Genomic DNA, 23,903 nt, shown 5'->3' on the forward strand with positions numbered 1-23,903 from the left:
TCCGATTTTGGAGAGGGCGGGGGGCGCTGCCCCCCGGACCCCCCAAGGTATTTAGGGCCAGATGAAGCTTGGCGGATCAGAACTCGACCGGGCCATCCAGTTCGTGAACCTGCCAAGGCAGACCATGTTCGTTCAGCATGTCCATGAAATCATCCGGGTCGAGCTGTTCCATGTTCCACACGCCCGGCGCTGTCCAGTTGCCTTTGAGCACTTGCGCGGCACCGATCATGGCGGGGACACCGGTGGTGTAGCTGACGGCCTGGCTACCGACCTCGGCATAGCATTCCTCGTGGTCGCAGATGTTGTAGATGTAATAGGTCTTCTCGCCCGAGCCGTCCTTGGCCTGACCCGTGGCGATATCGCCGATACAGGCCTTGCCCTTGGTTTCCGCGCCCAGATCGCCGGGATCGGGCAGCAGGGTTTTCAGAAACTGGATCGGGATGATTTCCTTGCCGTCATGGATCACCGGATCAATGCGGGTCATGCCGACATTCTCCAGCACTTTGGCGTGGGTGATATAGGCGTCGCCGAAGGTCATCCAGAAGCGGGCGCGCTCGATCTCGGGGAAGTGGGTGCTGAGGCTTTCCAACTCCTCGTGATACATCAGGTACATGTTCTTTGGGCCGATGGCGGGGAAGTCGAACTCGACCTTGTGGGTCATCGCGGGGGAGTGTTTCCATTCGCCGCCTTCCCAGTGGCGGACCTCGGCCAGCACTTCGCGCAGGTTGATCTCGGGGTTGAAGTTGGTGGCAAACTCCTGATCGTTGCTGCCGCCATTGGCGTCCAGCACGTCGATCTGGCGGATCGTGTCCAGCTTGTGCTTTTTCAGCCACGTCGCAAAGACGCTGGTGACGCCCGGATCGAAGCCCGAGCCGAGGATGGCGGTCAGACCGGCCGCCTTGAACCGGTCCTGATAGGCCCATTGCCAGTGATATTCGAATTTGGCCTCATCCTCGGGCTCGTAATTCGCGGTGTCGATGTAATGGATACCGGCCTCAAGGCAGGCGTCCATCAGCACGAGGTCCTGATAGGGCAGCGCCAGGTTCACCAGGATTTCGGCGCCGGTGTCCTTGATCAGCTTGACCGTGTCGGCGACCTTGTAGGCGTCCAGTTCCGCCGTGGCGATCTCAACGCCCACGCGCTCTTTCACCGCCTTGGCGATGGCGTCGCATTTCGACTTGGTGCGGCTGGCCAGGGTGATCTCGGTGAAGATATCCGAGTTCATCGCCATCTTGTGCACCGCAGCGTGAGAGACGCCGCCCGCGCCGACAACCAGTGTTTTGCCACTCAAAGTTCCCATGGGGTCATCTCCTCTCGGGGGTTATTCGTAATAGGTGTAGCCGTTGATCGAGTCGCGATATGCGCTCATCAGGGTTTTGCGGTCTTTGGCCATCAACGTACCGGTCGAGATCGCCTCGTCCACCATTTTGCGGAAGGCGGCAACGCAGTCGGCGGGGTCGAACTCGACATAGGACAGGACCTGGCTGATCGTGTCGCCCTCTTGTTCGTGCAGCAGGTCGAAGCCGCCATCTGGGCGCAGGTCGATGGTGACCACGTTGGTGTCGCCGAACAGGTTGTGCAGATCGCCCAGCGTTTCCTGATAGGCGCCGACAAAGAAGACGCCCATGAAGTATTCGTCATCTTCAGGCAGGGAATGCACCGGCAGGCTGGGTGAGACGCCATCGGCCAGAATGAACCGGTCGATCTTGCCATCGCTATCGCAGGTTATGTCCGACAGAACGGCCCGGCGGTCAGGCGTTTCGTTCAAGCCCTGCAGCGGTACGATCGGGTGCAACTGGTCAATGGCCCAGACGTCGGGCAGCGATTGGAACAGTGAGAAATTGCAGTGGTAGATATCGGCCACTTTCTCCAACTGCTCGTCGACATCGGTGTCCAGCTCATCACTGGCAGCCAGTGCCTTGAGGCGGGCCATCAGGGACAGGTAGATGCGCTCGGCGCGGGCCATTTGGCGCAGGTCGACATAGCCGCGCCGGAACAGCGCGCGCAGCTCGTTGCGATAGAAGGTGGCATCGTTCCAGCATTCCTGCAGCCGGTCGCTGGACAGGTATCCGTGCACAGCGGCAAGGTCAGATACCAGATGATGGTCATCGGCCTCGACTTCCGGCCCATCCGGCGCATCGTAAAGCGTGCTTTCCAGCACGTTGAACACCAACATGGATGAGGTCGCGACAATTGCGCGCCCGCTTTCGGTGACCAATGTCGGGTGATCGACCTGAGCCTCATCCATCGCATAAGCCACGGTTTCAACCACATTGGCGCAGTATTCCTCGACCGTGTAGTTGATCGAGTTTTCGGCGGCCTTCTTTTCGCCGGTGTAATCCACGCCCATGCCGCCGCCCAGGTCCAGATGGGTCAGCGGTACGCCTTCGCGGGTCAGTTCGGTATAGTACCGGCAAGCCTCACCCACGGCGCGGCGCACATCGTTGACGTCCTGCACCTGGCTGCCCAGATGCGAGTGCTGCAGCTTGAGGCAGTGCAGCAAACCTGCCGCCTTCAGCTTGTCGACGGTGGCGACCAGCTGATCGGTGTTCATACCAAAAGCGGACCGGTCGCCCGAGCTTTCTTCCCATTTACCGCTGATCTGGTTGGTCAGTTTGACCCGCACACCGATCAGGGGTTCGATGCCCAGCTCATTATAGACCTCGATCACCGTGTCCGCCTCTTTCGGGCTTTCCAGCACGATCACCGTGTTGAACCCGATCTTGCGGGACAGGATGGCCAGCTGGATGAACTCGGCATCCTTGACGCCGTTGCAAACGATCAGCGCCTCATTGGCCAGACGATGCGCCAGTGCGACCACCAATTCGGGCTTCGAGCCCGCCTCAAGGCCATAGTTGTACTTCTTGCCGAACTCGACGATCCGGTCGACCACCTGAGCCTGCTGGTTGACCTTGATCGGAAAGACACCGCGATAGCTGCTTTTGTACCCAACCCGGGCAATCGCCTCGGCAAAGCTCTCGTTGATATGGGCAATCTCGTGTTCCAGATAAGAGCTGACGCGCAGGATCATTGGGGCCTTGATGCCCCGGTCATCCAGATCGCTGAGGATACCGGGCAGGCTGATTGCAGCCGCATCGTGTGCCATCGGATTGCGCAGACCGATCTCGCCCTGCTTTGTCACCTCAACGAGGCCTTTACCCCATTTCTCAACCCCGTAGACGGAATGCGGTGCGTCGGGCGTCTGTTTCAATCAGGTCAGTCCTTAACATGAGCGTGCCAGTTTCGCGCCCGCCAATACGGCAGCAGTTTGATTCGTCCAAGTGTAAACTATGCGACAGCGATTGCCGAACATTAGGCGGGATTGCAGATCGGGATCAGGTGGTTGTCCCACTTGCATGCTTGCCGGGCCAGAACCTGCGGATGCGACCCGGTCAGGGTGCCAAACGTCCCGGTTCCTGTCGTGAAGATCAGACCGTCACGACCCGCCCCAAGGCCGCACACATCATCCAGCGCGAAGGCATCGGTGAACCTTCCGCTGGTTGCTTCGAATCTGTGCAGCATGTTGCCACGTGGACACGTGATCGCGATTTGCGCACCATCAGCAGAAAAGGCGATGCTGCCGGCATAGCCTTGCACCGTGTTTTGATACTTGTCCGGAGCTTTCAGCAAGCGGAGCGTTTCACCCCGACGATGTAAACCCAGCAATGGCGGATGTTTGGTCTGGTCGCCCTGCCATTGCATTGCGAACCCCACCAGGCCATCCCCATGCACGGCCAGATGGCGGATTGAGTTCTTGTGCAAAGCGCCCGGCAGATCCACCTGGTCCAGAACCGAGCCGAATAGATCCAGATAGCTGAGGTTCGGACGCATGACCGGCAGGTTCAGTTTGGTGCGCCCGGCCTCGGGGTGGGTTTCAATCCCGCCATTTGCAACGACCAGCGTCTGCCCGTCCGGCATCAGGTGCATGTCGTGGGGTCCGATACCGCCTGACGAGAATTCCCCCAATCGCTCAAAGCTTTTGGCATCCCAAACGCTGATCCGGCCTTCTCCGGCCTCATAGTCATTCTCGGTCGCGAAGAACCGTGCGCCATCTGCCGAGAACGTACCGTGCCCGTAGAAATGGCGACCTTCCGGTGCGCGCAATCGTGCCAGTTCCGAACCGGTTGCGCAGTCGATGACCAGCGCAAATGTGCCAGGGCGGCGCGCAAAGGCTACGGCCTGAGCTTTGAACGGATGTGCCGCAGCGGCGTGACCTCGGGCGGGCAGGGGCAGGGCGAACAGAATCTCGCCTGCCTCATCCAGACCGGCAAGACGAAACGAGCCATCCGGAAACAGACCCGCCGCCAAAAATGCGGGCGCTCCAACCGCGGCCCAACTCCGAACCGGTGCAATGCTCGTGGCGGCGAGCCCAGCGAGGAACCGACGGCGGCTGGTCATGTCTCAGTCTCCATCCAATGAGTTGAAACCAGCGCTGATCCCCAGTGTCGGGCCAAGCTTGGTTGCGGCGATGGTGCGGATGTCGTTGATCGCCTGTTGCAGTGCTTCCACCCGGAAGCGGCCCTGAGGTTCGGCGACACTGGCAAGGACCGGGTCGTCTATCGATTGGGCGCTATTGATGGCGCGCTCAAAGGCGACATCCAGATCAGCCGCGATGTCCAGGTGGTCCGCTGAAAGCCGTGCGGCGAGGTCGCGCAGGGCGATCAGCGACAGTTCGACGTGGCGCATGGACCGTTCGGACCGACGCGCTTCGGCCCGGTTGGGACGTGGACGATCGAACGTGCCTAGTGGCCGTCCCAAACGGGTCTCGGCAGTGAACTGCAATCCGGTGGACAGGGCCTTGAACAGCTCTTGCATCGCTTCGTCCTGAGACCGATAGGGGCTGCCTGCACCCGGCTGGGTGAGGTTCGGCGCAAATATCTGCCAATCGGTGGCCATACCGTCGGCATTTGCATCAATATCAGCGGCGATGACCCGGATCAGAGAGCAGCGAGACTCGGCACTGCCCATTTCGGCAAAGTCAGCGTCAAAAAGCATCTGCTCCAGCGCAAAAAACCCACGCCCGGCAACCGAGGTTTCAGCATAGGCCGCGGGGTTATTCACTGCGGGGTCCTGGGCTGCGATATGCTGTGACAGGGCTTTTGGAGTGAACCCTTTCGTATCAGGCCAGAAGGCAATCGCAAAAGCACGGTCATCTGTTTCTGTTGGGCCGAACCGAAGGTGACTTGCTGAAATCCACGCGTCGAAGGCGGCGGCGTATGCGGTGCGCAGGTTTTCGGACCGGGGTGCGCAATCCGAGCTGGCCGTCGCAGCCAGCACATCCGTCGCGGCAGCCAGTTCAATGAAACGAGGCTGGATGTGGGTTGCAACCACGTCCGCAAGAATTGCCGTGCGGTCCTGCGCGGATGCGGCAAGCGGAACCAAAAGGGCCGTGACAATGAAAAGGGTGCGCATGGGTTAAAGACTCTCTAAGAACCGGATCAGGGCATCGCGGTCGGCTTTTGGCATCGAGACGACCGTGTCGCGGGCGGCTTGTGCCTCGCCGCCATGCCAGAAAACCGCCTCTAGCAGGCTGCGCGCCCGCCCGTCATGCAGGAACTGGGTGTGGCCCGAGACACGTTCTGTCAGACCGATGCCCCAGAGCGGTGGGGTGCGCCATTCCCGGCCCGTCGCGCGGGCCTCGGGGCGGTTGTCGGCCAGACCCTCGCCCATATCGTGCAGCAAAAGGTCGGTATAGGGCCAGATCAGCTGAAAACTATGTTCGGGCCGGTCGTCCATCCGATGGGTGACATGGGCAGGCGTGTGGCACGAGGCGCATCCGGTGGTGTGAAAAACCTCTTTCCCGCGCAGCACCTGCGGGTCGTCCACGTCTCGACGTCCGGGAACGCCCAGATTGCGGCTATAGAAGGCGACAAGGTCCATACCGACCTGATCGATTTCGAACCCCCGCGCATCATCATCGCCATGAGGGGCCTGCACGCAAGTCTTCTGAGCTTCGGTGCAATCGCCGTGCGGCGCAGGAAAGAGCGGATTTGAGATGCCGATATCCCCAACAAAGGCCGAGGCCGACTGTTCCATGACCGTGGGCATCCCGGCCTTGTGTCCAAAACGGCCGATCATTGGCGCACCATATTCCGTGGACCAGACAATGTTCGGACGGCCCGAGATTCCGTCACCATCTGCATCATCGGCGTCGGCCCTTGCCAGCAGATCCTCGACCGGGATCGCTTCGAGCAGGCCAAGACCAATCATCTGCGGTGCGATCCGCGGGCTGAGCATGGCGTCGGGGTGCAGCGGGCCATATCCCAGATCGGCTGCAATGTAGGTGGGGCGCCTTAGCGAAGCGGTCTCGCCATCTGACAGCAGGACCTTGATCTCTTTGTAGGTGATGTCCAGCCGGTACTCTGCCGGGTGCCCCGCCAGTGCAAAGTCCTGCATCTGGACGCCGTAATTGGGCTCGGGCAGTGTCGCGATGTAGTCCTCGATCTCGGCCTGCGCATCTTCGGGGGCACCGGGGATAGACACGCGCAGAAACAACGAAATTGCGGTGTCGTCCGGCCCATTCGGAGTATGCCCGCGCCCGTCCTTGATGTGGCAACGCTGGCAGGACCGGGCGTTGTAGAGTGGCCCAAGCCCATCCGACGCCAATGTCGACGACGGCGACGACACCCATATTTTCTTGAACAACCCGTTGCCGACCTTGAAATCCAGCTCCTGTTCAAAGCTTAAATTGCCCGACGGTTGCGAAAACGCATCCGCGTCGTTGCGTACTCGCACGGTTGCGGCCCCTGCAGACAGGTCTTCGAATTTCTGGGGTACGCTGAAATCCTGCGGCCGGGCCGTTACGACCGCAATGCGGGCGCGTTCGTCTTCCGTGCGAGGTTCAAAGTGGAGATGAAGGTCCTGCAGCTCGGCTGACAGGGAAGGGGTGGCCGCACAGGCGGCCACCAGCAAGGCGAGAAAGCTATTCCTCGGCGTCCATTTTCGCGGCATTGAGTTGCGCATAATTGGCTTCGCCAATCCTTTCGTACAGATCGAGCTGCGTTTCGAGAAAGTCGATATGGCCTTCTTCATCGCTGATCAATTCCTCAAAAAGCGACATGGAGACGTAGTCGCCAGCTTCTCGGCAATACTCCCGAGCTTCGACATACAGGTTCCGCGCGTCATGTTCGGCGGCCAGGTCACATTCCAGCGTTTCCCTGGGGTTTTGACCGATCCGCAGCGGGTCGAGCTTTTGCAGGTTGGGATGGCCTTCCAGAAAGATGATCCGTTCGATCAGCTTGTCCGCGTGGCCCATCTCTTCGATGCTTTCCTCGCGGCTTTTCTTGGCCATGTGGACAAGGCCCCAGTCTTCCTGCAGCCGGTAGTGCAGCCAGTACTGACTGACGGCTGTCAGTTCATGCCGCAGTGATTTGTTCAGATATTCGATGACCTTGGGATCGCCCTTCATCTGCTTTCTCCTGTGATGGTCCGGTGCGCAATGCACGCAGCTGCATGGGGACTTCCAGATTATCGTTTGAGCGCATGGTGTCTAGGAAAAGCGGCATACAGCCACCACAATCGGCAGACTTTCCAAGGGCATGATAGATTTTTCCGGGGGTGATGATGGTTTGCGAGTCCGCCGACCGCATCCAGTCAATTGCGGCGCGGATGTCGTTGTCGGTGATATTGGTGCAGTGGCAGACGATCATGGCTTGTTCAACCGGTTTTCTCTTTTCCTACTTAAATAGTAGGGTATTGGATTCGCGTCTAGTTGCGGAATGGTCGCATGTGTGACCCAAGTGGGTCAGAGACGCGGTGATGTCCGCGCCTCTGACCGATATCAAAGCCTATTGAAAGACCGCATTCGGATTGTCCAGGCTGTCGGACCCTTCGAAGGCGATACCGTCAAGCTTCAGTGCGGTCACGATGCGTTCGATCGATTTCGTCTGATCAATCAGGCCGTTGACGCCGCCCATGATCAAGGCCTCGCCTCCGGCATTCCCGCGTTCCAGCATCTGGTCATAGGCAAACCCGGCTTCGGCGGTCGACTTGATCCGGCCCAATGCCTGCATCGTCGTCGACAGCTTCGCTTTCATTTCGGTATCCAGCGCTGGATCGGTCGCAATCACCAGATCCGACAGAGACGCGCCCGAGACTGGCGTACCGTCGATGCGCACGTATTCACCAAGATAGACATTCTGGATTCCCAGGCCATCATAGTAGTGGCTGTTATGTGTGTTGTCGGCAAAGCAATCATGCTCTTCCTCGGGGTCATTTAGCATAAGCCCAAGACGCATCCGCTCGCCAGCTTGTTCGCCGTAGGACAATGAGCCCATGCCGGTCAGGATCGCGCTGATACCCGCGGCTTCATTTTCGGTCAGCGCCGTGCGCGCGTCGCCGCCTTTGGCCCATTGTGCGGCCATCCATTCCAGATCGCTGACCAGCAGATCGGTCGCGGCGCTCAGGTACTGTCCCCGACGGTCACAATTGCCGTTGGTGCAACCGTCACCTTTTGCGAAATCCGTGGCCGGACGGTTGCCTGCACCCGGGCCATGGCCGTTCAGGTCCTGACCCCACAAAAGGAATTCGATGGCGTGATAGCCAGTGGCTACGTTGGCCTCGATCCCGTCAGCTTCGTGCAGAGTTTCGGCTAGAAGCGCGGGCGTGATTTGGGAGGCGTCAATTGCGTTGCCGGACAGTTCGAACTGCGGGTTGGCGATGACGTTGAGCACCGCAAATTCATTCTCATCGGTCGCGCCGCCGTAAGAGGCGTCTACATAGTCGATCAGGCCTTCGTCCAACGGCCACGCATTCACCTTACCTTCCCAGTCATCCACAATGGCATTGCCAAAGCGAAATACTTCGGTCTGCTGATACGGCACACGGGCGGCAATCCAGGCGTCCCGGGCAGTGTTGAGGGTGGCATCCGTCGGATCAGCGATCAAAGCGTCCACAGCGGCTTGCAGGGCTTTGGCGGCAATCAGGCTGTCGTCATATTTGGCTTCGGCGATGTTGGCATAGGTGTTCAGCACATCGGCTTTCGCCGGGGCGTCACCGGCCGAAGCTGTGGCGGCGACACACAGGGTAAGAGCGCTGGAAGCGGCAAACAGTTTCGTCATCAGGATCAGGTCTTTCTTGTCTCAATACACGCTCTGGCACGCCCCTTGGGTGGCACAAGCGAGTCTATAACTGAGTGAAATAGTCAGTATTGTCAACCTGAGTTTTATTGTCGGGAATTGCATGGATTTTTGCGCATTCCCCATATCTGGCGGGTTAACGACGCGCAGCCGTGATTGCACCATGTTCGCCTAAAATTAGAATGACCGGTGTGATTCCGGTCTTGTGGTACGATTATAGTGAAGTGTATTTTTGGGTTTATCGTTTTTTCTGCGACGGCTGCCCCGATATGGGCGGATGACTTGAACACCCCGCAGGCTTTTCAGGCGGGCACCTTTGAAATTACTTTTTCACACGCGGAATTCAGACTGTCGCTGTCGGTTCCCAGTGCGGAAATCTTGGGATTTGATCGCCGCCCTGTTACTGACGCGGATCGGGCCTCGGTTGCGATGGCCATGTCCACACTCTCACAACCCTTGATACTTTTTCTTGTTCCTCAACAAGCCGGGTGTTCGCTTGCGTCCGCCAGCGTGACGCTCACGGGACGGGCATTGGGGCAAGCCGCTGAGGGCAGATCAAACTCAGAGTTTCAGGCTGAATACACCATTCAGTGCAGTGATATGGCGGCTTTGCACATGATTGAATTTGCATTTTTTGACCACTTTGAACGGGCGGAGGCACTGAGAATCCATACCCCTGAAAAGCCCAGTTTGAACATCACAAGAACACAGCGCATTCTGGATGTTGCGGTTTTGAATGGGCGCGGTTGAACACACGCTGGAACTGGCGTTGTCTTGTCTTTTGGATCGTGAGGGTTTCCCAATGCTGAGTTTCCTGACGTGGAAACGGAATGAGAAATGGGTTTTCAATCAAGACATGCCGAGATGTTCATTAAAAGCAAGGTAAATGGATATTTAACCTGTGGTTATAAAGGTTTGCTCCGATCCCGGTGCCTATTTGCACGCCATTTGTTGAGGCATGCCACGCTGAACTTCGGCCAAATCATACAAATTAATGAATAAGGCGGCACAAAACCCACATCTGACATGATCTGGCAATAGTTGTGCCAATATTACCGGGCAAAAGCGATTAATCCTGTCGAACTGTTGACCAGTCTGATTTTAACGAGGGGGTACTCGAGAGGGCCAGGGGATGAGTGCGGATGTGTTCGGTTGCGATCGCGTCAGGCAACTCTCCCCGTTTTGGGGGCAGATACCGGGTCAGTCGATTTTGTTGCGTTGCGCATTGGGTGTGACGCCAAAGCTCAGGCGATACACGCGCGAAAAATGCCCGGGGTTTTCAAAGCCGCAGGCCATGGCGATTTCAGTGACGGATGCTTCGGTTTGAAGAAGCAGTTTCTGCGCCCGCTCCAATCGCATTTCCATAAAGTACTTCTTGGGCGAGGTATTCAGGTACTTTCCGAACAGTCGTTCAAGCTGTCGGGTGGAAATACCCAATTCCTCGGCAATCTCGGAGGGCGCCACTGGGGTTTCGATACTGTCCTGCATGACCTGAATGGCCTTGGCCAGATGCGCGTTTCGCATGCCATTGCGCGATTGTAGCGAAACCCGTTGCTTGGCGGTTGCATTGCGCACGGCGTTGTAGACCATTTGATCTGCCACATCGATAGCCAGTTCCTCACCATGATCTTTTTCGATCAGGTGCAGCATAAGGTCGGCAGTCGCGGTTCCTCCGGATGCCGTTATGTGTTTTTCGTCGGCGACAAACACGCTGCGCACCAGATTGACGTCCGGAAATGCCTCCATGAAAGCGTCGTGGTATTCCCAATGGATAGCCGCCTGCATGCCGTCCAGAAATCCGGCCTCGGCCAGCAGCCATGCGCCCGAGCACAGTGCCCCAATCGACGTTCCCCGCGCACGCTCGCGCCGAAGAAGGGCGAGAAGGGGGCGTGAGACGTGATCGCGCATGTGAATGCCAGACAACACAAAAAGCTGGTCACATTTGGCAAGCGCATCGAACCCGGAATGCACCAGCGTCACCGATCCGTTGGAGCATATTGCCTGGGCACCGTGCTCGGACGCAAATGACCAACTGTACAGGTCTTCACCACTGACCAGATTGGCAATCCGCAAAGGCTCGACCGCGCAGGAAAAGGCGAGATGCGAGAACTCCTCGATCAGGATGAACGTGATGTGGCGCGGGTTCGGCATAGGCAATTTGGCACCTTGGGCTGGCGGGTATTTTGAGACTACGTTCAGGGGGGCAATGCTGCACGAATTTTTATTGTATACAAGTTGTATTTTAATTGAATACACAGATGAATAGGGATGGCGTCGATTCGATAGGGCGCGGGGTGGAAAGGAAACGCAGATGAAGGATGAGGCACGCTCGCCCAAGAGCGAACTGACAGAGCATCTGAAGAATTCGATCCTGACCTTGCAATTGCGTCCGGGGGTCGATCTTGATGAGGCTCATCTGTCAGAGGCTTTCGGCCTGTCTCGCACGCCGTTGCGCGAAGTGTTCCGGCAATTGGCGGGCGAGGGGTATCTGGACCTGCGTGCCAATCGCAGTGCGCGCGTATCCGAGATGTCATACACCACGCTCAGAGATTTCTTCCTGGCCGCCCCAATGATTTATGGCGCGATCCTGCGTCTTGCGGCGATGAATGCAGAGCAGACTCAGATTGCCGAACTGAAGGACGCACAGCAGGCGTTTAAGGCCGCGTTGCGCGCAGACTCGGCCAAGGATCGTGCAATGGCCAATAATCGGTTCCACGATGTGACGGGCCAGATGTCGGGCAACGTCTATTTATTGCCGTCGTTCAATCGTCTGCTGATCGATCACGCGCGGATCGGGATGACGTTCTATCGTCCGCACACCGCCGAAATGACCGGAAACCTGACCGAGGCAAGCCGTCAACATGACGCCATCATCGCCGCCATCGAGGCGGGCGATGAGGCGGCTGCTGCGCAGCTGGCCGAGGAGCACTGGAACCTGTCACGCGACCAAATCGAGCTGTTTGTAATGCCTGACGCGCTGGATGTCCCGATGGGAATCCTGCCCCCTTCGAACCCTGCATGAGGACGGAATGAACCCGATATTCAGATTTGAGGGGATCTATACCCCTGTGGTCACGCCCTATCGCGAGGATGGCAGCGTGAATTGGGACGCCTTGTCCGACGTGGTCGAATATCTCATAGAAAATGGTGTGCAGGGTCTTATCTCGGGTGGATCGACGGGTGAGAACTATGCCCAAACCGTCGATGAACGGCTGGAACTGGCCAAGTTCACGCATCAGCAGTTGAAGAACCGTTTGCCTCTGGTCGTAGGGACCGGGGCAATGCTGACGTCAGATTCGGTTACGCTAGCCTCGGGCGCGCGCGAGATCGGCGCAGATGCGATCCTGCTGGCCAGCCCGCCTTATTCGGTGCCAACGGACCGTGAAAACGCCCTGAACGCGCTGGCCATCGACAAGGCTGCGGATCTGCCGGTGATGCTGTACAACTATCCGCACCGTACGGGCACCATGATGGGCGAGGACTTCCTGGATCGCGTGGGCCGCAGCCGCAACTTTTGCGGCATCAAGGAAAGCTCGAGCGATATCAACCGGGTCCATTTGCTGGCGCGGGACTATCCGCATATCCAATTGGGTTGCGGTATGGACGATCAGGCGCTTGAGTTCTTTGCCTGGGGCGCACCGTTCTGGGTGTGTGGCGGGTCGAACTTTCTGCCTTCGGAACACGTGGCGCTGTATCAGGCCTGCGCCATCGAGGGCAATTTTGCCAAGGGCCGCCGGATCATGTCTGCCTTGATGCCGCTGATGCGGGTTCTGGAACAGGGCGGCAAGTTCATACAGACCATCAAGCATGGCGTAACCATGAACGGGATCGAAGCAGGCGCGATGCGACCGCCGCTGAAGGGACTGAACAAGGACGACAAACGCGCGCTGGAACAGGTAACGCGCGTGTTGAAGACCACAATCGCTGACATCGTGGCTGAAGGGTAGGAAACATGGATCTTCTGACACAGGACGAATACAAATCCATCGCCGCAGGCCTGACCCTGCCGACCGGCGCCTTCATCGACGGCGCGTTCCGCCCGGCGATCTCGGGCGACACCTTTGAGACGGTGAACCCGGCTACAGGCCATAAGCTGGCCGACATCGCATCCTGCGGTGCGGCTGATGTGGACTTTGCGGTCGAAAAGGCGCGTGAGGCGTTTGACGACGGCCGTTGGTCCAAACTGCACCCGTCCGAGCGCAAGGACGTGCTGATCCGGCTTTGCAAACTGATGACCCGCAACACCCGCGACCTGGCGGTGATGGAGAGTATCGACAGCGGCAAGACCATTTATGACTGTGAAACCGTCGACCTGCCCGAAACCATCCATTGTCTGAAGTGGCACGCCGAAGCGATCGACAAGATCTATGATCAGGTCTCGCCCGCCAGCGACGATCATATCGCGATGGTTCTGCGCGAACCGATTGGTGTTGTGGGGCTGGTGCTGCCCTGGAATTTTCCACTGCTGATGCTGGCGTGGAAAATCGGACCGGCTCTGGCGGCTGGCTGTTCGGTGGTGGTGAAACCGGCAGCCGAGACCACGCTGACCGCGCTGCGTCTTGCTGAACTGGCAATGGAGGCGGGCCTGCCTCGGGGTGTTCTGAACATTGTTCCGGGTGGCGGCGCCGAGGTCGGCGAACCTATCGGGCGGCATATGGACGTCGACACGGTGTCCTTTACCGGCTCGACCGTAACGGGCAAGCGGTTCCTGACCTATTCCGCCGAAAGCAACGCCAAAGAGGTGGTGTTGGAGATGGGCGGCAAGAACCCGGCCATCGTGATGGATGACGCCGAAAACCTCGACCGCGTGGCGGCTCATGTGGTCAACGGTGCGTTCTGGAACATGGGCGAGAACTGCTCGGCCTCGTCGCGGCTGATCGTACACAAGGACGTCAAGGCTGAACTGCTGGTGCGCATCGGGCATCACGCCAAGCAGTGGAATATCGGTGATCCGCTGGACCCGGAAACCCGCATGGGGGCTTTGGTCAGTGAAGGTCACTACGACAAGGTCTGCGGCTATCTGGATCAGGCTCAAAACGTGGTGATCGGTGGCAAGGCGGACAAGGGCTTTGTCGAGGCTACCGTGGTCGAAGTGCCCAGCAATGACGCCACACTGGCACGGGAAGAGATCTTTGGTCCAGTTCTGTCGGTGATCGAAGTTTCGGGTTTTGACGAGGCCATCAAGATCGCCAATGACACTGAGTATGGCCTCTGCGCGTCGATCTTCACGGCCAACGCCAAACGTGCCATTCGCGGCGCGCGCGCCATTCGGGCAGGGACGGTGACGGTCAACAGCTTTGGTGAAGGAGATATCACCACGCCATTTGGGGGCTACAAGCAATCCGGTTTTGGCGGTCGCGACAACTCGGTTCACGCGCATGACCAGTACACCCAGTTGAAAACCATTTGGATCGATCTGGCAGACGACGCGGACGAGGCTGTCGATTGAGGGCCTACACCGCCGACACTCTGCCCACCCACCGCGGACCCGCAGCCTGGAGCGCAATTCTTGGCCCTTTCCCGCCCGCACCGAAGCAGGAGGGGAACCAGACGGCTGATGTCGTGGTTGTTGGCGCCGGGTTTGCTGGTTTGTCGGCGGCACGAAGGTTGACCCAATTGCAACCCAAGGCTCGCATCATCCTGTTGGAGGCCGGTCGCGTGGCCGAGGGCGCGGCAGGGCGCAATTCCGGCTTCATGATTGATCTGCCCCATGATTTGGCGTCAGACGACTACGCCGGTGGCGAGGATGACAGGGCAATGATCTCTCTGAACCGGCAGGCCATCACCTTTGCGCGCTCGGCCGTCGAGCAATATCAGATCGCCCCGAGTTTTTTTGATATGGCGGGCAAGGTTAATGGCGCGGCCAGTGCAGCGGGCCATGCGCACAACCTCAGCTATGCCAAACATTTGGAGACGCTGGGTGAAAACAGCGAGACGTTGGACCCGCGGCAGATGTACGACCTGACAGGATCGCGGCACTATCGGTCCGGCCTGTATACGCCCGGTACGGTTATGCTGCAGCCGGCAGGGTATATTCGCGGACTGGCCGCTGGAGTGGTTGAAAACGGAGTGGAACTTTTTGAAAACTCTGCCGTGACCGGGATTGAAAAACACGGTGGTGACTGGCTGGTGCGTACCGCAGCTGGGATGGTTAGCACCGGTAGCGTTATTCTGACTGTCAACGGCCATCTCGAAAGTTTTGGCATCGCGCGCGACCGCCTGATGCAACTGTTTCTGTTTGCCGCCATGACGCCGGAACTGGACGCTGACACATTGGGACGTTTGGGAGGACAGCCGCGTTGGGGCGTGACCCCATCTGACCCGATGGGATCGACGATGCGGCGGATAGACACCGGTCAGGGCGGCAACCGCATCATCACGCGCACCTGTGCGGCGCTACGCCCGGGTATGGCGGCGACGGCGCGGGATCTGGCGCGGGCCGCGAAAGTCATGCAGCGCAAATTCGATCAGCGGTTCCCGCAAGTGGCGGGCTTGCAGATGGAGTACCAATGGGCCGGTCATCTGTGTCTGAGCCTGAACGGTGTCTCGGTCGCGCGCGAGATTGAGCCCGGCCTGTACTCCGGCTGCGTGCAGAACGGTCTGGGCACGGCGCGCGGAACGCTGACCGGCATTGCAGCCGCCGAACGAGCCTGCGGCCACAGTTCGGAAATTACGCGGCATTTCGAAGCTGAAGAGGCCCCAAAGCGTCTGCCTCCGCAACCATTCCGCGAGATCGGTGCAAATGCCGTATTGCGCTGGAAAGAGTGGCGGGCGCGGGCCGAGTGATCACGGCAGGCTGAGTTTCGCCATCCGCCCGCCATCAACGGTATATATCTGTCCGGTGACAAAGCTGGCATCATCGGACGCCAGAAACGCAACCAAAGCGGCTACATCTTCCGGTGTGCCAGTGCGGGCGACGGGATGTATACGACCGATATCGCGTCGGAACCTCTCTGGATCGGGCATGGACGCGATGAAATCCTCGTTTAGATCGGTGTCGATCCATCCCGGCGCGACAGCGTTGCAGCGAATACCTTCGGCCCCGTGGTCCACGGCAACGGCGCGGGTCAACCCGTGCAGCCCAGCCTTCGAGGCCCCATAAGCCGCATGTCCGGGATTGCTGCCAAGCCCTTCGATTGAGCCGGTATTCACGATGCTCCCCCGGCTCTGACGCAGATGCGGAAGGGCGGCCTTGATCAGAAGGAACGGCGCGGTGAGGTTGACGGTCAGCGTGCGGTGCCAGTCATTAAGGCTCATGTCGTCAATCGTGGCCTCTTGCATCATACCTGCGTTATTGACCAGCACGTCCAACCGCCCGGTTTGGTCGATCAGCGTTTGGATCACCTGCGCGGGGATGTCTAGGTCGGTGAAGTCTGCCGAGATGCAGTCAAAATCAGGATCCGCGCCGCGTTGCGCCGTAAAAACCCGCGCGCCTTCCTGCTGCAGCCGAAGGGCAATGGCCCGACCGATCCCGCTGCGTCCGCCAGTGACCAAAGCGACCTTGTCCTGAAATCGGGTCATGAAACGGGCTTCCCTCCGTTAACCTCGACCAGCGTTCCACAGACATAGCGCGCCGCGTCCGAGACCAGGAACAAGACGACATCAGCAATATCTTCGGGCTCGGCAATCCGGCCCAGTGGTACTGTCTGGCCCAGCTCGGCAACCGCCGTATCAGGGTCGAACCCTCGCCTGGCAAAGCCCGAGCGCAGCATTGGTGTATTCACCTCGTTCGGGCAGACGGCGTTGATACGGATACCTTGGGGTGCGTGATCCATGCCCATACATTGCGTGAGCGAGGCAATGGCCGCTTTTGTCATGCAATACACGGCATGGTTTGGCCCCGGTCGCAATCCCCAGCACGACGCCGTGTTGACGATTGCGCCCCCACCTGTACGCGCCAGTATCGGGATGGCGGCACGGCATATGCGAAACGGGGCTTCGACATTGACACCCAAGGATAAGGACCAGTCGTCGTCTGTTGTTTCAATGACAGAACCGCGCGTGATGACACCAGCATTGTTGATCACAATGTCCAGTCTGCCCAAACGTTCTGCAGCCTGCTGTGGCAATGCATCACAATACGCGGCATCGAGAAGATCGCCGGGCAGATGCGCCTCGGCTTCTATCCCCTCAACCCCGCGATCTGCTGCGGCAACGCGTGCCCCTGCGGCGCGCAAGCGCAAGACGATCGCCGCGCCGATGCCCCCAGCGGCACCTGTCACCAGCGCTGTCTTACCTTTCAGGTCCATATCGTCCTTCGCTTTTCAAGAAAGACCTGCCTTTGATAGGCGCCTTAGTAACTCTGGTTCAGCTCGTCAGCTGCCGGAATTTCCCGTTCTCGGCGGGCGATATAGTCGAGTAGTTCTTCATTCTTGGCCTCGTCCAGCTTTGGCTCCTGATATTCGGACAGCAGCTTGCGCGCATGTTTGAGTGCGCGTTCGGTGATCTCGACCTCACCCTCGGCCACCCATTGCTCGATCGAGTTGTTGTCAAACATCTCGGGCATGAAGAATGCGGTCTGGAAGTTGTCCTGCGTATGCGGATGGCCCAGATAGTGCCCGCCGGGTCCGACATCCGGGACCGCTGCCAGTGCCTGATCGAAATCGCCCCACTTTGGCCCCTCGGCCATCCGGTAGGCCATGGCGCATTGTTCTGCATCGACGATGAACTTGGCCACGGAACAGTGCATCCCGGCCTCATTCCAACCGGCGCTGTGCCAGATGTAGTGCGCACCCGAATGGATCACCGCGCTGAGAGTGGTGGCAGATTCATACCCGGCCTGCGCGTCAAAGGTCTTGGCGCCGCCCAGCGTGTTCGATGTGCGCCACGGCACCCCGTAGTACCGCGCCATCTGTCCGATCATGAAATTCATCAGGCTGATCTCGGGCGTGCCTGCCATCGGCGCCCCGGATTTCATCGACACGGTCGACAGATAGTGACCGTAGATCGCAGGCGCGCCCTTGCGGATCACCTGCGTATAGGCCAGCGCGCTCAGCGCTTCGGCATTCAGCTGCGCGACCGTGGCCGGAACCGACGCTGGCGTGTTGGCCCCGCCAAGCACGAAGGGAGAGCACAGGACGGGCTGATTGCGGCGGCAGAAGGCCCGCATCGCCCCCAGCATGGTTTCATCCCAGACCAGCGGCGAGTTGCCGTTGCAATTGCCGGTGGTGACGGGGTGATCCTCAAGGAAATCCTCGCCAAACAGAATGGCACACATCTCCATCACGTCTTCGGCGTTCTTGGGTGACGTGGTCATGCCCATGAACATTTTGTCCGAATGTTTCATCGATGAATAGGTGATCCGCAGATGGCGCTGGCTGATTGGATGATCATAAGGCTCCACAATGTGATGCGCACTGGAATGCAGCGCAGGCATCATGTGGCTGAGCTTGTGGAACATCGCCAAATCATCCAGCATCGGGTTCCGCCGCACATCGTCCAGATCGCGCAGGAAGGGCGCACCGGTCATCGGTACAAAGACCGAATGCTTGCCGCCCAGTTGCACGTTCTTGCGCGGGTCGCGGGCATGATAGGTGAAGTCCGAGGGGATGGTGGCAATCAGTTCGCGCACAAGTCCGCGATCCAGATAGACCAATTCGCCTTCGACCTTGGCCCCGGCCTTTTTCCAGTCTTCCAATGCAATCGGGTCGCGGAACTGCACGCCGACGGTCTCGAGGATATGCATCGAGGCTGCGTCGATCCGTTCCACCAGACTGCCATCCATCACCTCGCACACGGGGATGTTCCGGGTCAGGCCGGGCAACATTTCGAAGTTCGGGGCACTACGCGCGGCGCGGCGGGCCGACCGGCCGCCGGCGCGGGTTTGGGTTCGGATATTCACGGGCAATCCTCCAATCTGAGATCAAATTTGCAGGATTCGCTGGTGGCGCACCTCTCTGATTGCGATATGTGCTTGCAGGAAGCGACACGAAAAACGCCGCCCCGAGGGGCGGCGTCCTGTGTTTTCAGGAATGAAGGCTCAGCCTATTCAGCGGCCTGTGCGCTGGATGCCGCGTGCTTGTCGCGCTGACCGTCGCGGAACAGAGCCTTGGCCAGTGACACACACATCAGCCCCATGACCATGGTGAAGGGCAGGGCTCCGATGATCATTGCATTGCGAAGGGCATCCATCGGATTGTTATCGCCCGCGGCCAGAATCAGCGCGCCGATCACAGCCGTCAGGATCACACCCCAGATAATGCGGTGCTTGATGCCTGTTTCCTGGCTGCCACCCGACATGATGGTGTTCATAACCAGAATACCCGAGTCCGCCGAGGTCACGAGGAAAGTCATGATCAGGATCACGCACATGATGTTCAGCATGGACAGTAGGCCACCATCGATCATGTAGGACAGAGTGACGAACAGTTTGTTGGTGTTCGACGCCCCGATGATCGCGCCTTCTGCGGCGCCCGCCAGTTCAAGATCAATCGCAGTGCCGCCCAGTACCGTCATCCAGGCAAAGCACACCAGAGCCGGTGCAAAGACGCAGCCCAGAATGAACTCACGCACGGAACGGCCCTTGGAGATGCGCGCCAGGAACAAGCCGACAAAAGGCGAGAAGGCGATCCACCAGGCCCAGTAGAACGTGGTCCACCCGGCCTGCCAGCCGAATTGACGACCCTGCTCGCCTGCCGCGTAGACGGCGGCCAGAGTTTCCTCGTCCAGTTCTGCAGCCGCGCCTTCCAGACCGCTCTTGAAGCCGTCAAAGCTGCCCCATGCGTTGGTTGCGCCGCCCACAAGGTCATTGGCGTGCGCCTGCGCTGCCTCGGGCAGAGCTGCCGCGAAGGCCTCGGTTGACAGCGGGCCATAGGCGCTGAAGCTGAGCGACAGGAAGTGCAGGATATAGTCGACCATCGCCGAGCCGTAGGTGGTCATGGCAAAGACGAACGAACCGAACACAACAAAGGTGCCGAGCAGGATGATCGACAGAACCAGGTTCAGGTTCGACAGATATTTGACTCCGCGACCCACACCAGACACAGCCGAAATGATCGACAGGCCCATGATCACAACCAGACCCGAGATCAGGCCGACCTTGGACGGGGTTGGAACTTCGCCACCCAGATCCATGACCCACTGCATGCCGGTGATGGCATAGAGACCGTCAATGAACTGGCTGACTCCGTACCCGATGGTGACTGACACACCAAGAATTGTCGCCACAACGCCCAGAACATCCACCACGTGACCCAGGAACCCGTTCATCAGCCGACCAAACAGTGGCGTCAGCGCCGAGCGGATCGTAAGCGGCATGTTGCGGGTATACGCGTAGTAGGCCAGTGACAGGCCGGTCACCACGTAGATGGCCCAGGCATGGAAACCGTAGTGCAGATAGGTAAACCTGTACGCCGATTGCAGTGCTTCGGGGCTGTTTCCCTCGACTGCGCCCGAAACGACAATAGGGTTTGACCCCCACAAGCCCAACGGCTCGGCCGTGGCAAAGACCATAAGGCCGACCCCCAGGCCAGCACCAAACATCATCGAGAACCACGAGAAATTGGAAAACTCGGGTTTTTCGCCGGGTGTTCCCATGATCCGCTTGCCAGTGCTGGGGATCAGGGCGACAATTGCTAGAAAGAAGAAGAACACACCGACAATAATCACGTAGAAGCTGTTGAAAATCTCCAGCAACTGGCCGTTCCAGCTGCCCAGAGTGCTGTTTGCGTTGGCGGGAAAAACCAGCGCCCATAGCACAAGGCCGACCATTATACCTTTGCTGATCAGTGCGATTGGCACGCTGTAATTCTCATAGAAACCGGCATCCGCCGTTTCTATCTCTAGCTCCGTAAAGGGTTCAGGTACCGACATATCTCTCCTCCGTGTTGTCGATGCGAGGGGTGGAAGGCCTTTATCGCTGCGGCGCTTCTTTCTTGTTTTTCATTGTATTTGAGGCTGGGCGCAGCGGGTGCCATCCGGTCCAATTGCGCGTCTTGCCGGGCCTCCACTTTTCCTTTGCAGTTTCCGGGTCGCCGAAGGATCAGCAAAGCCTTGGAACGCGTGTAAATTGGTTCGTCACCCTAGCGGGACTCACGTTTGCTGATCCGGCCATTACCGACCTTTTGCGCCGGTTTGACGACCCGATCTGTAAAGTTGAGCGTCAAATGCACCTTCTTTGAAACGGTCTGTCATTTTCAACCATAATAAAATTGGCGCTGGGGCGAGGTCAGCTCAACCAAGGTGCCGCTACCGGTCCCATGACCCAACGAGACCCTGTTCAGACAGTGCCATGCACCTATAGTCTTTCAGGCAACCATTTGGTCGTTTTGGGAGGGGCGGGCGCATGGATCACGACGTGGACATGTTGATTGTCGGGTCCGGGTTTTCCGGGCTGACGATGGCACTGGACGCCCGCAAACGTGGCATTGCCGACATCGCTATTTTGGAGAAAGCCGGAGACATCGGAGGCACGTGGCGCGAAAACACTTACCCCGGTGTGGCGTGTGATATTCCATCTCACTTGTACTCTATGGCGACGCATCTGAATCCGAACTGGAGCCGCGCCTATGCCGGCGGTGCCGAAATACAGGCCTATCTACAGGCGGTCGCACAGGACGAGGGATTGTACGACCTGTGCCATTTTCACCAAGAGTTAAAATCCGCCAAGTGGGACGGAAAACGCTGGCGTGTCGAGACAAAACAAGGACAGATTTGGTCGGCGCAGTTTCTGGTTTCGGCCATCGGTGCGCTGCATCATCCCAGTATTCCCGACATTCCAGGCGCGGACAGCTTTCCCGGGCCCTGTTTTCACTCGGCGCTGTGGGATCACGATGTACCTGTCACCGGCAAGCGGATCGCGGTGGTAGGAACCGGCGCATCATCAGTTCAATTTGTTCCGGAAATCGCAAAAACGGCGCGCCAAGTAACAGTTTTCCAGCGCAGCGCCCCTTATGTTCTACCCCGGCCCGATGGCCCAATTGCACCCTGGGTACGGCGGCTCTATGCGCGTATCCCGTTGCTGCCCTGGCTGCGCCGCAAATTGATTTTTGCGGTCTTCGAATATCGCCACCGCGTCTTTCGTGGGGAACCGGGCATGGTGCGCTTCGCCATGAAAATGTGGCGCAAATCGTTGGAAGGCTCCATTTCTGATCCCGTTGAAATCGAGAAACTGACGCCGACATACCGGATCGGGTGCAAAAGAATTCTGAGTTCGAACGACTGGTACCCGGCCTTGGCGCGCGACACGGTCGATGTTGTTCCGCAGGGCGTTACGTCGATCCAAGGAGACCGGATCATTGCCGCAGATGGCAGCGAAACGCAGGCCGATATTCTGATCTGGGGCACCGGTTTTCACGTCACCAATGTTGTCGAGCGCTTGGATATCACCGGGGCCGACGGCCAAACGCTACGCGCGGCTTGGGCTGACGGCATGCAGGCAAATCTTGGGACTGCCATCGCGGGCTTCCCGAACTTTTTCATGCTGCTTGGTCCGCACACGGGGCTGGGCCACAACTCTGTTGTTCTGATGATCGAAGCGCAGGTTAACCATATCGGCAGGGTGCTCAGCACCATGCGGAACAATGGATTGGATGCGATCACTCCGAATTCGGCGAAACAGGCTGCGTTTGAAAAGGAAATGAAAGATCGCCACTCCGAAAGCGTGTGGCAGGTTGGTGGATGTACTTCGTGGTATCAGGACGCCGAGGGGCGAAACACCACACTGTGGCCGGGAACTGTGGCAGAATTCCAAAAACGCATGGCGCGGTCAGGCCTCGAACAATACGAACCTGTCTTGACTACAAGTGGTGGTACCTAACATGACGACGATCCTCATTCTGATTGTGGCCATTGCAGCATTTTTGCTGGGCATGAATCTTTGGACCCGGGCCCTGACCCGCAAGGGCCATGAAACCGTTCCACAGCTTGGCCAGATCGTTCCGGTGCGCGGTGGCAGTATTCACTATGTCGAAAAGGGCGACCCCAAGGCCCAGACGATCGTGATGGTCCACGGTCTGGCGGGCCAATTGCAGCATTTCACCTATGCGGTGATGGACAAGCTGGCCGATGACTACCACGTCATCGCCGTTGATCGTCCAGGGTGCGGATACTCAACCCGAGACACTGCTGATCTGGCGCATTTGCCGGAACAGGCGCGGATGATAGACGAATTCCTGGCAGCAAAGGACGTGTCCAAGGCGATCCTGGTCGGGCACTCATTGGGCGGTGCAGTGTCCCTGGCGATGGCGCTGGATTGTCCCGACCGGGTGCGCGGGCTGGCAATGCTTGCTCCGCTGACACAGAAACTGCCCGAGACGCCGGCAGTGTTCAAACCACTCGAAATCCGTGCGGACTGGTTGCGCAAACTGATCGGCAATACTCTGGCGGTCCCTTTGGCGTCCAAATCCGCCCCCCACGCGCTAGGGGCCGTGTTCGACCCGGAAACACCACCTGCCGATTTTCTGGACCGGGCAGGTGGGGCACTGGGTCTGCGCCCGTCGGCCTTCGTCACCGCGTCGCAGGACGTTGTTGGGGTCGAGCAGAGCATCGAGGCCCAAAGCGCGCGCTACAAAGAATTGCAGGTCCCGCGCGCAATTCTTTTCGGGTCGGAAGACGCTATTTTGTCACCTTCGCTTCATGGAGTTTCGATGGAGGAGCATGGTGTGACATACGAGACGATTGAGGGGGCCGGGCACATGATACTGATCACCGAACCGGATCGTTGCGCTCTGTTTATCCGCAGCATTGCGGGTTCTGCCATCTGATCCGCCCAGAGCTGCTGTGGCGCTACCTGAATACAAACGCCTGCCGATGGAATACCCGGCAGGCGCTACTTGTATCTCCTTGCGTCGACCTGATTTGGTTCAGAAGCAAGGGTTCAGTCAGAAA

20 protein-coding genes are annotated in these 23,903 nt (G+C 58.7%); 7 read left to right on the forward strand and 13 right to left on the reverse strand.

What is annotated here, in order from left to right; genetic code table 11:
• Nucleotides 1–76 precede the first annotated feature (76 nt).
• The 8 genes from ACR0L4_RS07745 to ACR0L4_RS07780 form a co-directional block, all read right to left on the reverse strand.
• Nucleotides 77–1,300: a saccharopine dehydrogenase family protein gene (locus ACR0L4_RS07745; protein ID WP_480511907.1), complete on the reverse strand. Its 1,224-nt coding sequence runs from the start codon at nt 1,298–1,300 to the stop codon at nt 77–79.
• Between the two features lie 21 nt (nt 1,301–1,321).
• Nucleotides 1,322–3,211, reverse strand: a complete 1,890-nt coding sequence (gene speA / locus ACR0L4_RS07750) for a biosynthetic arginine decarboxylase (protein ID WP_480511909.1) — start codon at nt 3,209–3,211, stop codon at nt 1,322–1,324.
• A gap of 101 nt (nt 3,212–3,312) precedes the next feature.
• A complete protein-coding gene (locus tag ACR0L4_RS07755; RefSeq protein ID WP_480511911.1) occupies nt 3,313–4,398 on the reverse strand; it encodes a DUF1513 domain-containing protein in 1,086 nt (361 codons plus the stop codon).
• Between the two features lie 3 nt (nt 4,399–4,401).
• Entirely contained in the window at nt 4,402–5,412 is a 1,011-nt protein-coding gene (locus ACR0L4_RS07760; protein WP_480511913.1) for an imelysin family protein, read from the reverse strand.
• Between the two features lie 3 nt (nt 5,413–5,415).
• Complete coding sequence (locus tag ACR0L4_RS07765; RefSeq protein ID WP_480511915.1) at nt 5,416–6,951, reverse strand: di-heme oxidoreductase family protein; 1,536 nt, start codon at nt 6,949–6,951, stop codon at nt 5,416–5,418.
• Entirely contained in the window at nt 6,923–7,408 is a 486-nt protein-coding gene (gene bfr / locus ACR0L4_RS07770) for a bacterioferritin (protein ID WP_170749511.1), read from the reverse strand. Before bfr ends, ACR0L4_RS07765 begins: the two co-directional genes overlap by 29 nt.
• Nucleotides 7,356–7,649, reverse strand: coding sequence for a (2Fe-2S)-binding protein (locus ACR0L4_RS07775; protein WP_170749510.1), 294 nt, complete (start codon nt 7,647–7,649; stop codon nt 7,356–7,358). Before ACR0L4_RS07775 ends, bfr begins: the two co-directional genes overlap by 53 nt.
• A 138-nt stretch (nt 7,650–7,787) precedes the next feature.
• Complete coding sequence (locus ACR0L4_RS07780) at nt 7,788–9,059, reverse strand: imelysin family protein (protein ID WP_480511918.1); 1,272 nt, start codon at nt 9,057–9,059, stop codon at nt 7,788–7,790.
• 300 nt (nt 9,060–9,359) lie between these two features.
• Between ACR0L4_RS07780 and ACR0L4_RS07785 the strand changes: the two genes are divergently transcribed.
• Nucleotides 9,360–9,827 carry a ZrgA family zinc uptake protein gene (locus ACR0L4_RS07785; protein ID WP_480511920.1) on the forward strand — a complete coding sequence of 156 codons (468 nt, stop codon included), beginning with the start codon at nt 9,360–9,362 and terminating at the stop codon, nt 9,825–9,827.
• Nucleotides 9,828–10,277: 450 nt separating this feature from the next.
• Here ACR0L4_RS07785 and ACR0L4_RS07790 read toward each other — a convergent pair whose 3' ends face one another.
• Nucleotides 10,278–11,228, reverse strand: coding sequence for a GlxA family transcriptional regulator (locus ACR0L4_RS07790; protein ID WP_170749507.1), 951 nt, complete (start codon nt 11,226–11,228; stop codon nt 10,278–10,280).
• Nucleotides 11,229–11,388: 160 nt separating this feature from the next.
• On the opposite strand from ACR0L4_RS07790, the gene ACR0L4_RS07795 reads away from it, so the two are divergent.
• From ACR0L4_RS07795 to ACR0L4_RS07810, 4 genes are read left to right on the forward strand one after another with little or no spacing between them, the layout of a single operon-like run.
• Entirely contained in the window at nt 11,389–12,099 is a 711-nt protein-coding gene (locus tag ACR0L4_RS07795) for a GntR family transcriptional regulator (protein ID WP_170749506.1), read from the forward strand.
• A 7-nt stretch (nt 12,100–12,106) separates the two neighbouring features.
• Entirely contained in the window at nt 12,107–13,024 is a 918-nt protein-coding gene (locus ACR0L4_RS07800) for a dihydrodipicolinate synthase family protein (RefSeq protein ID WP_170749505.1), read from the forward strand.
• Nucleotides 13,025–13,029: 5 nt separating this feature from the next.
• Complete coding sequence (locus tag ACR0L4_RS07805) at nt 13,030–14,526, forward strand: aldehyde dehydrogenase (protein WP_480511923.1); 1,497 nt, start codon at nt 13,030–13,032, stop codon at nt 14,524–14,526.
• Nucleotides 14,523–15,863: an NAD(P)/FAD-dependent oxidoreductase gene (locus ACR0L4_RS07810; RefSeq protein ID WP_480511925.1), complete on the forward strand. Its 1,341-nt coding sequence runs from the start codon at nt 14,523–14,525 to the stop codon at nt 15,861–15,863. Before ACR0L4_RS07805 ends, ACR0L4_RS07810 begins: the two co-directional genes overlap by 4 nt.
• Here the strand turns inward: ACR0L4_RS07810 and ACR0L4_RS07815 are convergent, their stop codons facing one another.
• The 4 genes from ACR0L4_RS07815 to ACR0L4_RS07830 all read right to left on the reverse strand — a co-directional run bounded on the left by ACR0L4_RS07815 (nt 15,864) and on the right by ACR0L4_RS07830 (nt 20,888).
• Nucleotides 15,864–16,598, reverse strand: coding sequence for an SDR family NAD(P)-dependent oxidoreductase (locus ACR0L4_RS07815; RefSeq protein ID WP_480511927.1), 735 nt, complete (start codon nt 16,596–16,598; stop codon nt 15,864–15,866). It abuts the gene before it with no gap.
• Complete coding sequence (locus ACR0L4_RS07820) at nt 16,595–17,326, reverse strand: SDR family NAD(P)-dependent oxidoreductase (RefSeq protein WP_480511929.1); 732 nt, start codon at nt 17,324–17,326, stop codon at nt 16,595–16,597. Before ACR0L4_RS07820 ends, ACR0L4_RS07815 begins: the two co-directional genes overlap by 4 nt.
• A gap of 44 nt (nt 17,327–17,370) precedes the next feature.
• Nucleotides 17,371–18,918, reverse strand: a complete 1,548-nt coding sequence (locus ACR0L4_RS07825) for a trimethylamine methyltransferase family protein (protein ID WP_480511932.1) — start codon at nt 18,916–18,918, stop codon at nt 17,371–17,373.
• 143 nt (nt 18,919–19,061) lie between these two features.
• Nucleotides 19,062–20,888: a BCCT family transporter gene (locus ACR0L4_RS07830; RefSeq protein ID WP_170749500.1), complete on the reverse strand. Its 1,827-nt coding sequence runs from the start codon at nt 20,886–20,888 to the stop codon at nt 19,062–19,064.
• Nucleotides 20,889–21,360: 472 nt separating this feature from the next.
• Between ACR0L4_RS07830 and ACR0L4_RS07835 the strand changes: the two genes are divergently transcribed.
• Nucleotides 21,361–22,833: a flavin-containing monooxygenase gene (locus ACR0L4_RS07835; RefSeq protein WP_480511934.1), complete on the forward strand. Its 1,473-nt coding sequence runs from the start codon at nt 21,361–21,363 to the stop codon at nt 22,831–22,833.
• 1 nt (nt 22,834) lies between these two features.
• A complete protein-coding gene (locus ACR0L4_RS07840; RefSeq protein ID WP_480511936.1) occupies nt 22,835–23,779 on the forward strand; it encodes an alpha/beta fold hydrolase in 945 nt (314 codons plus the stop codon).
• Nucleotides 23,780–23,903: the final 124 nt, after the last annotated feature.

The organism is Ruegeria sp. AB5 (genome assembly GCF_056542645.1).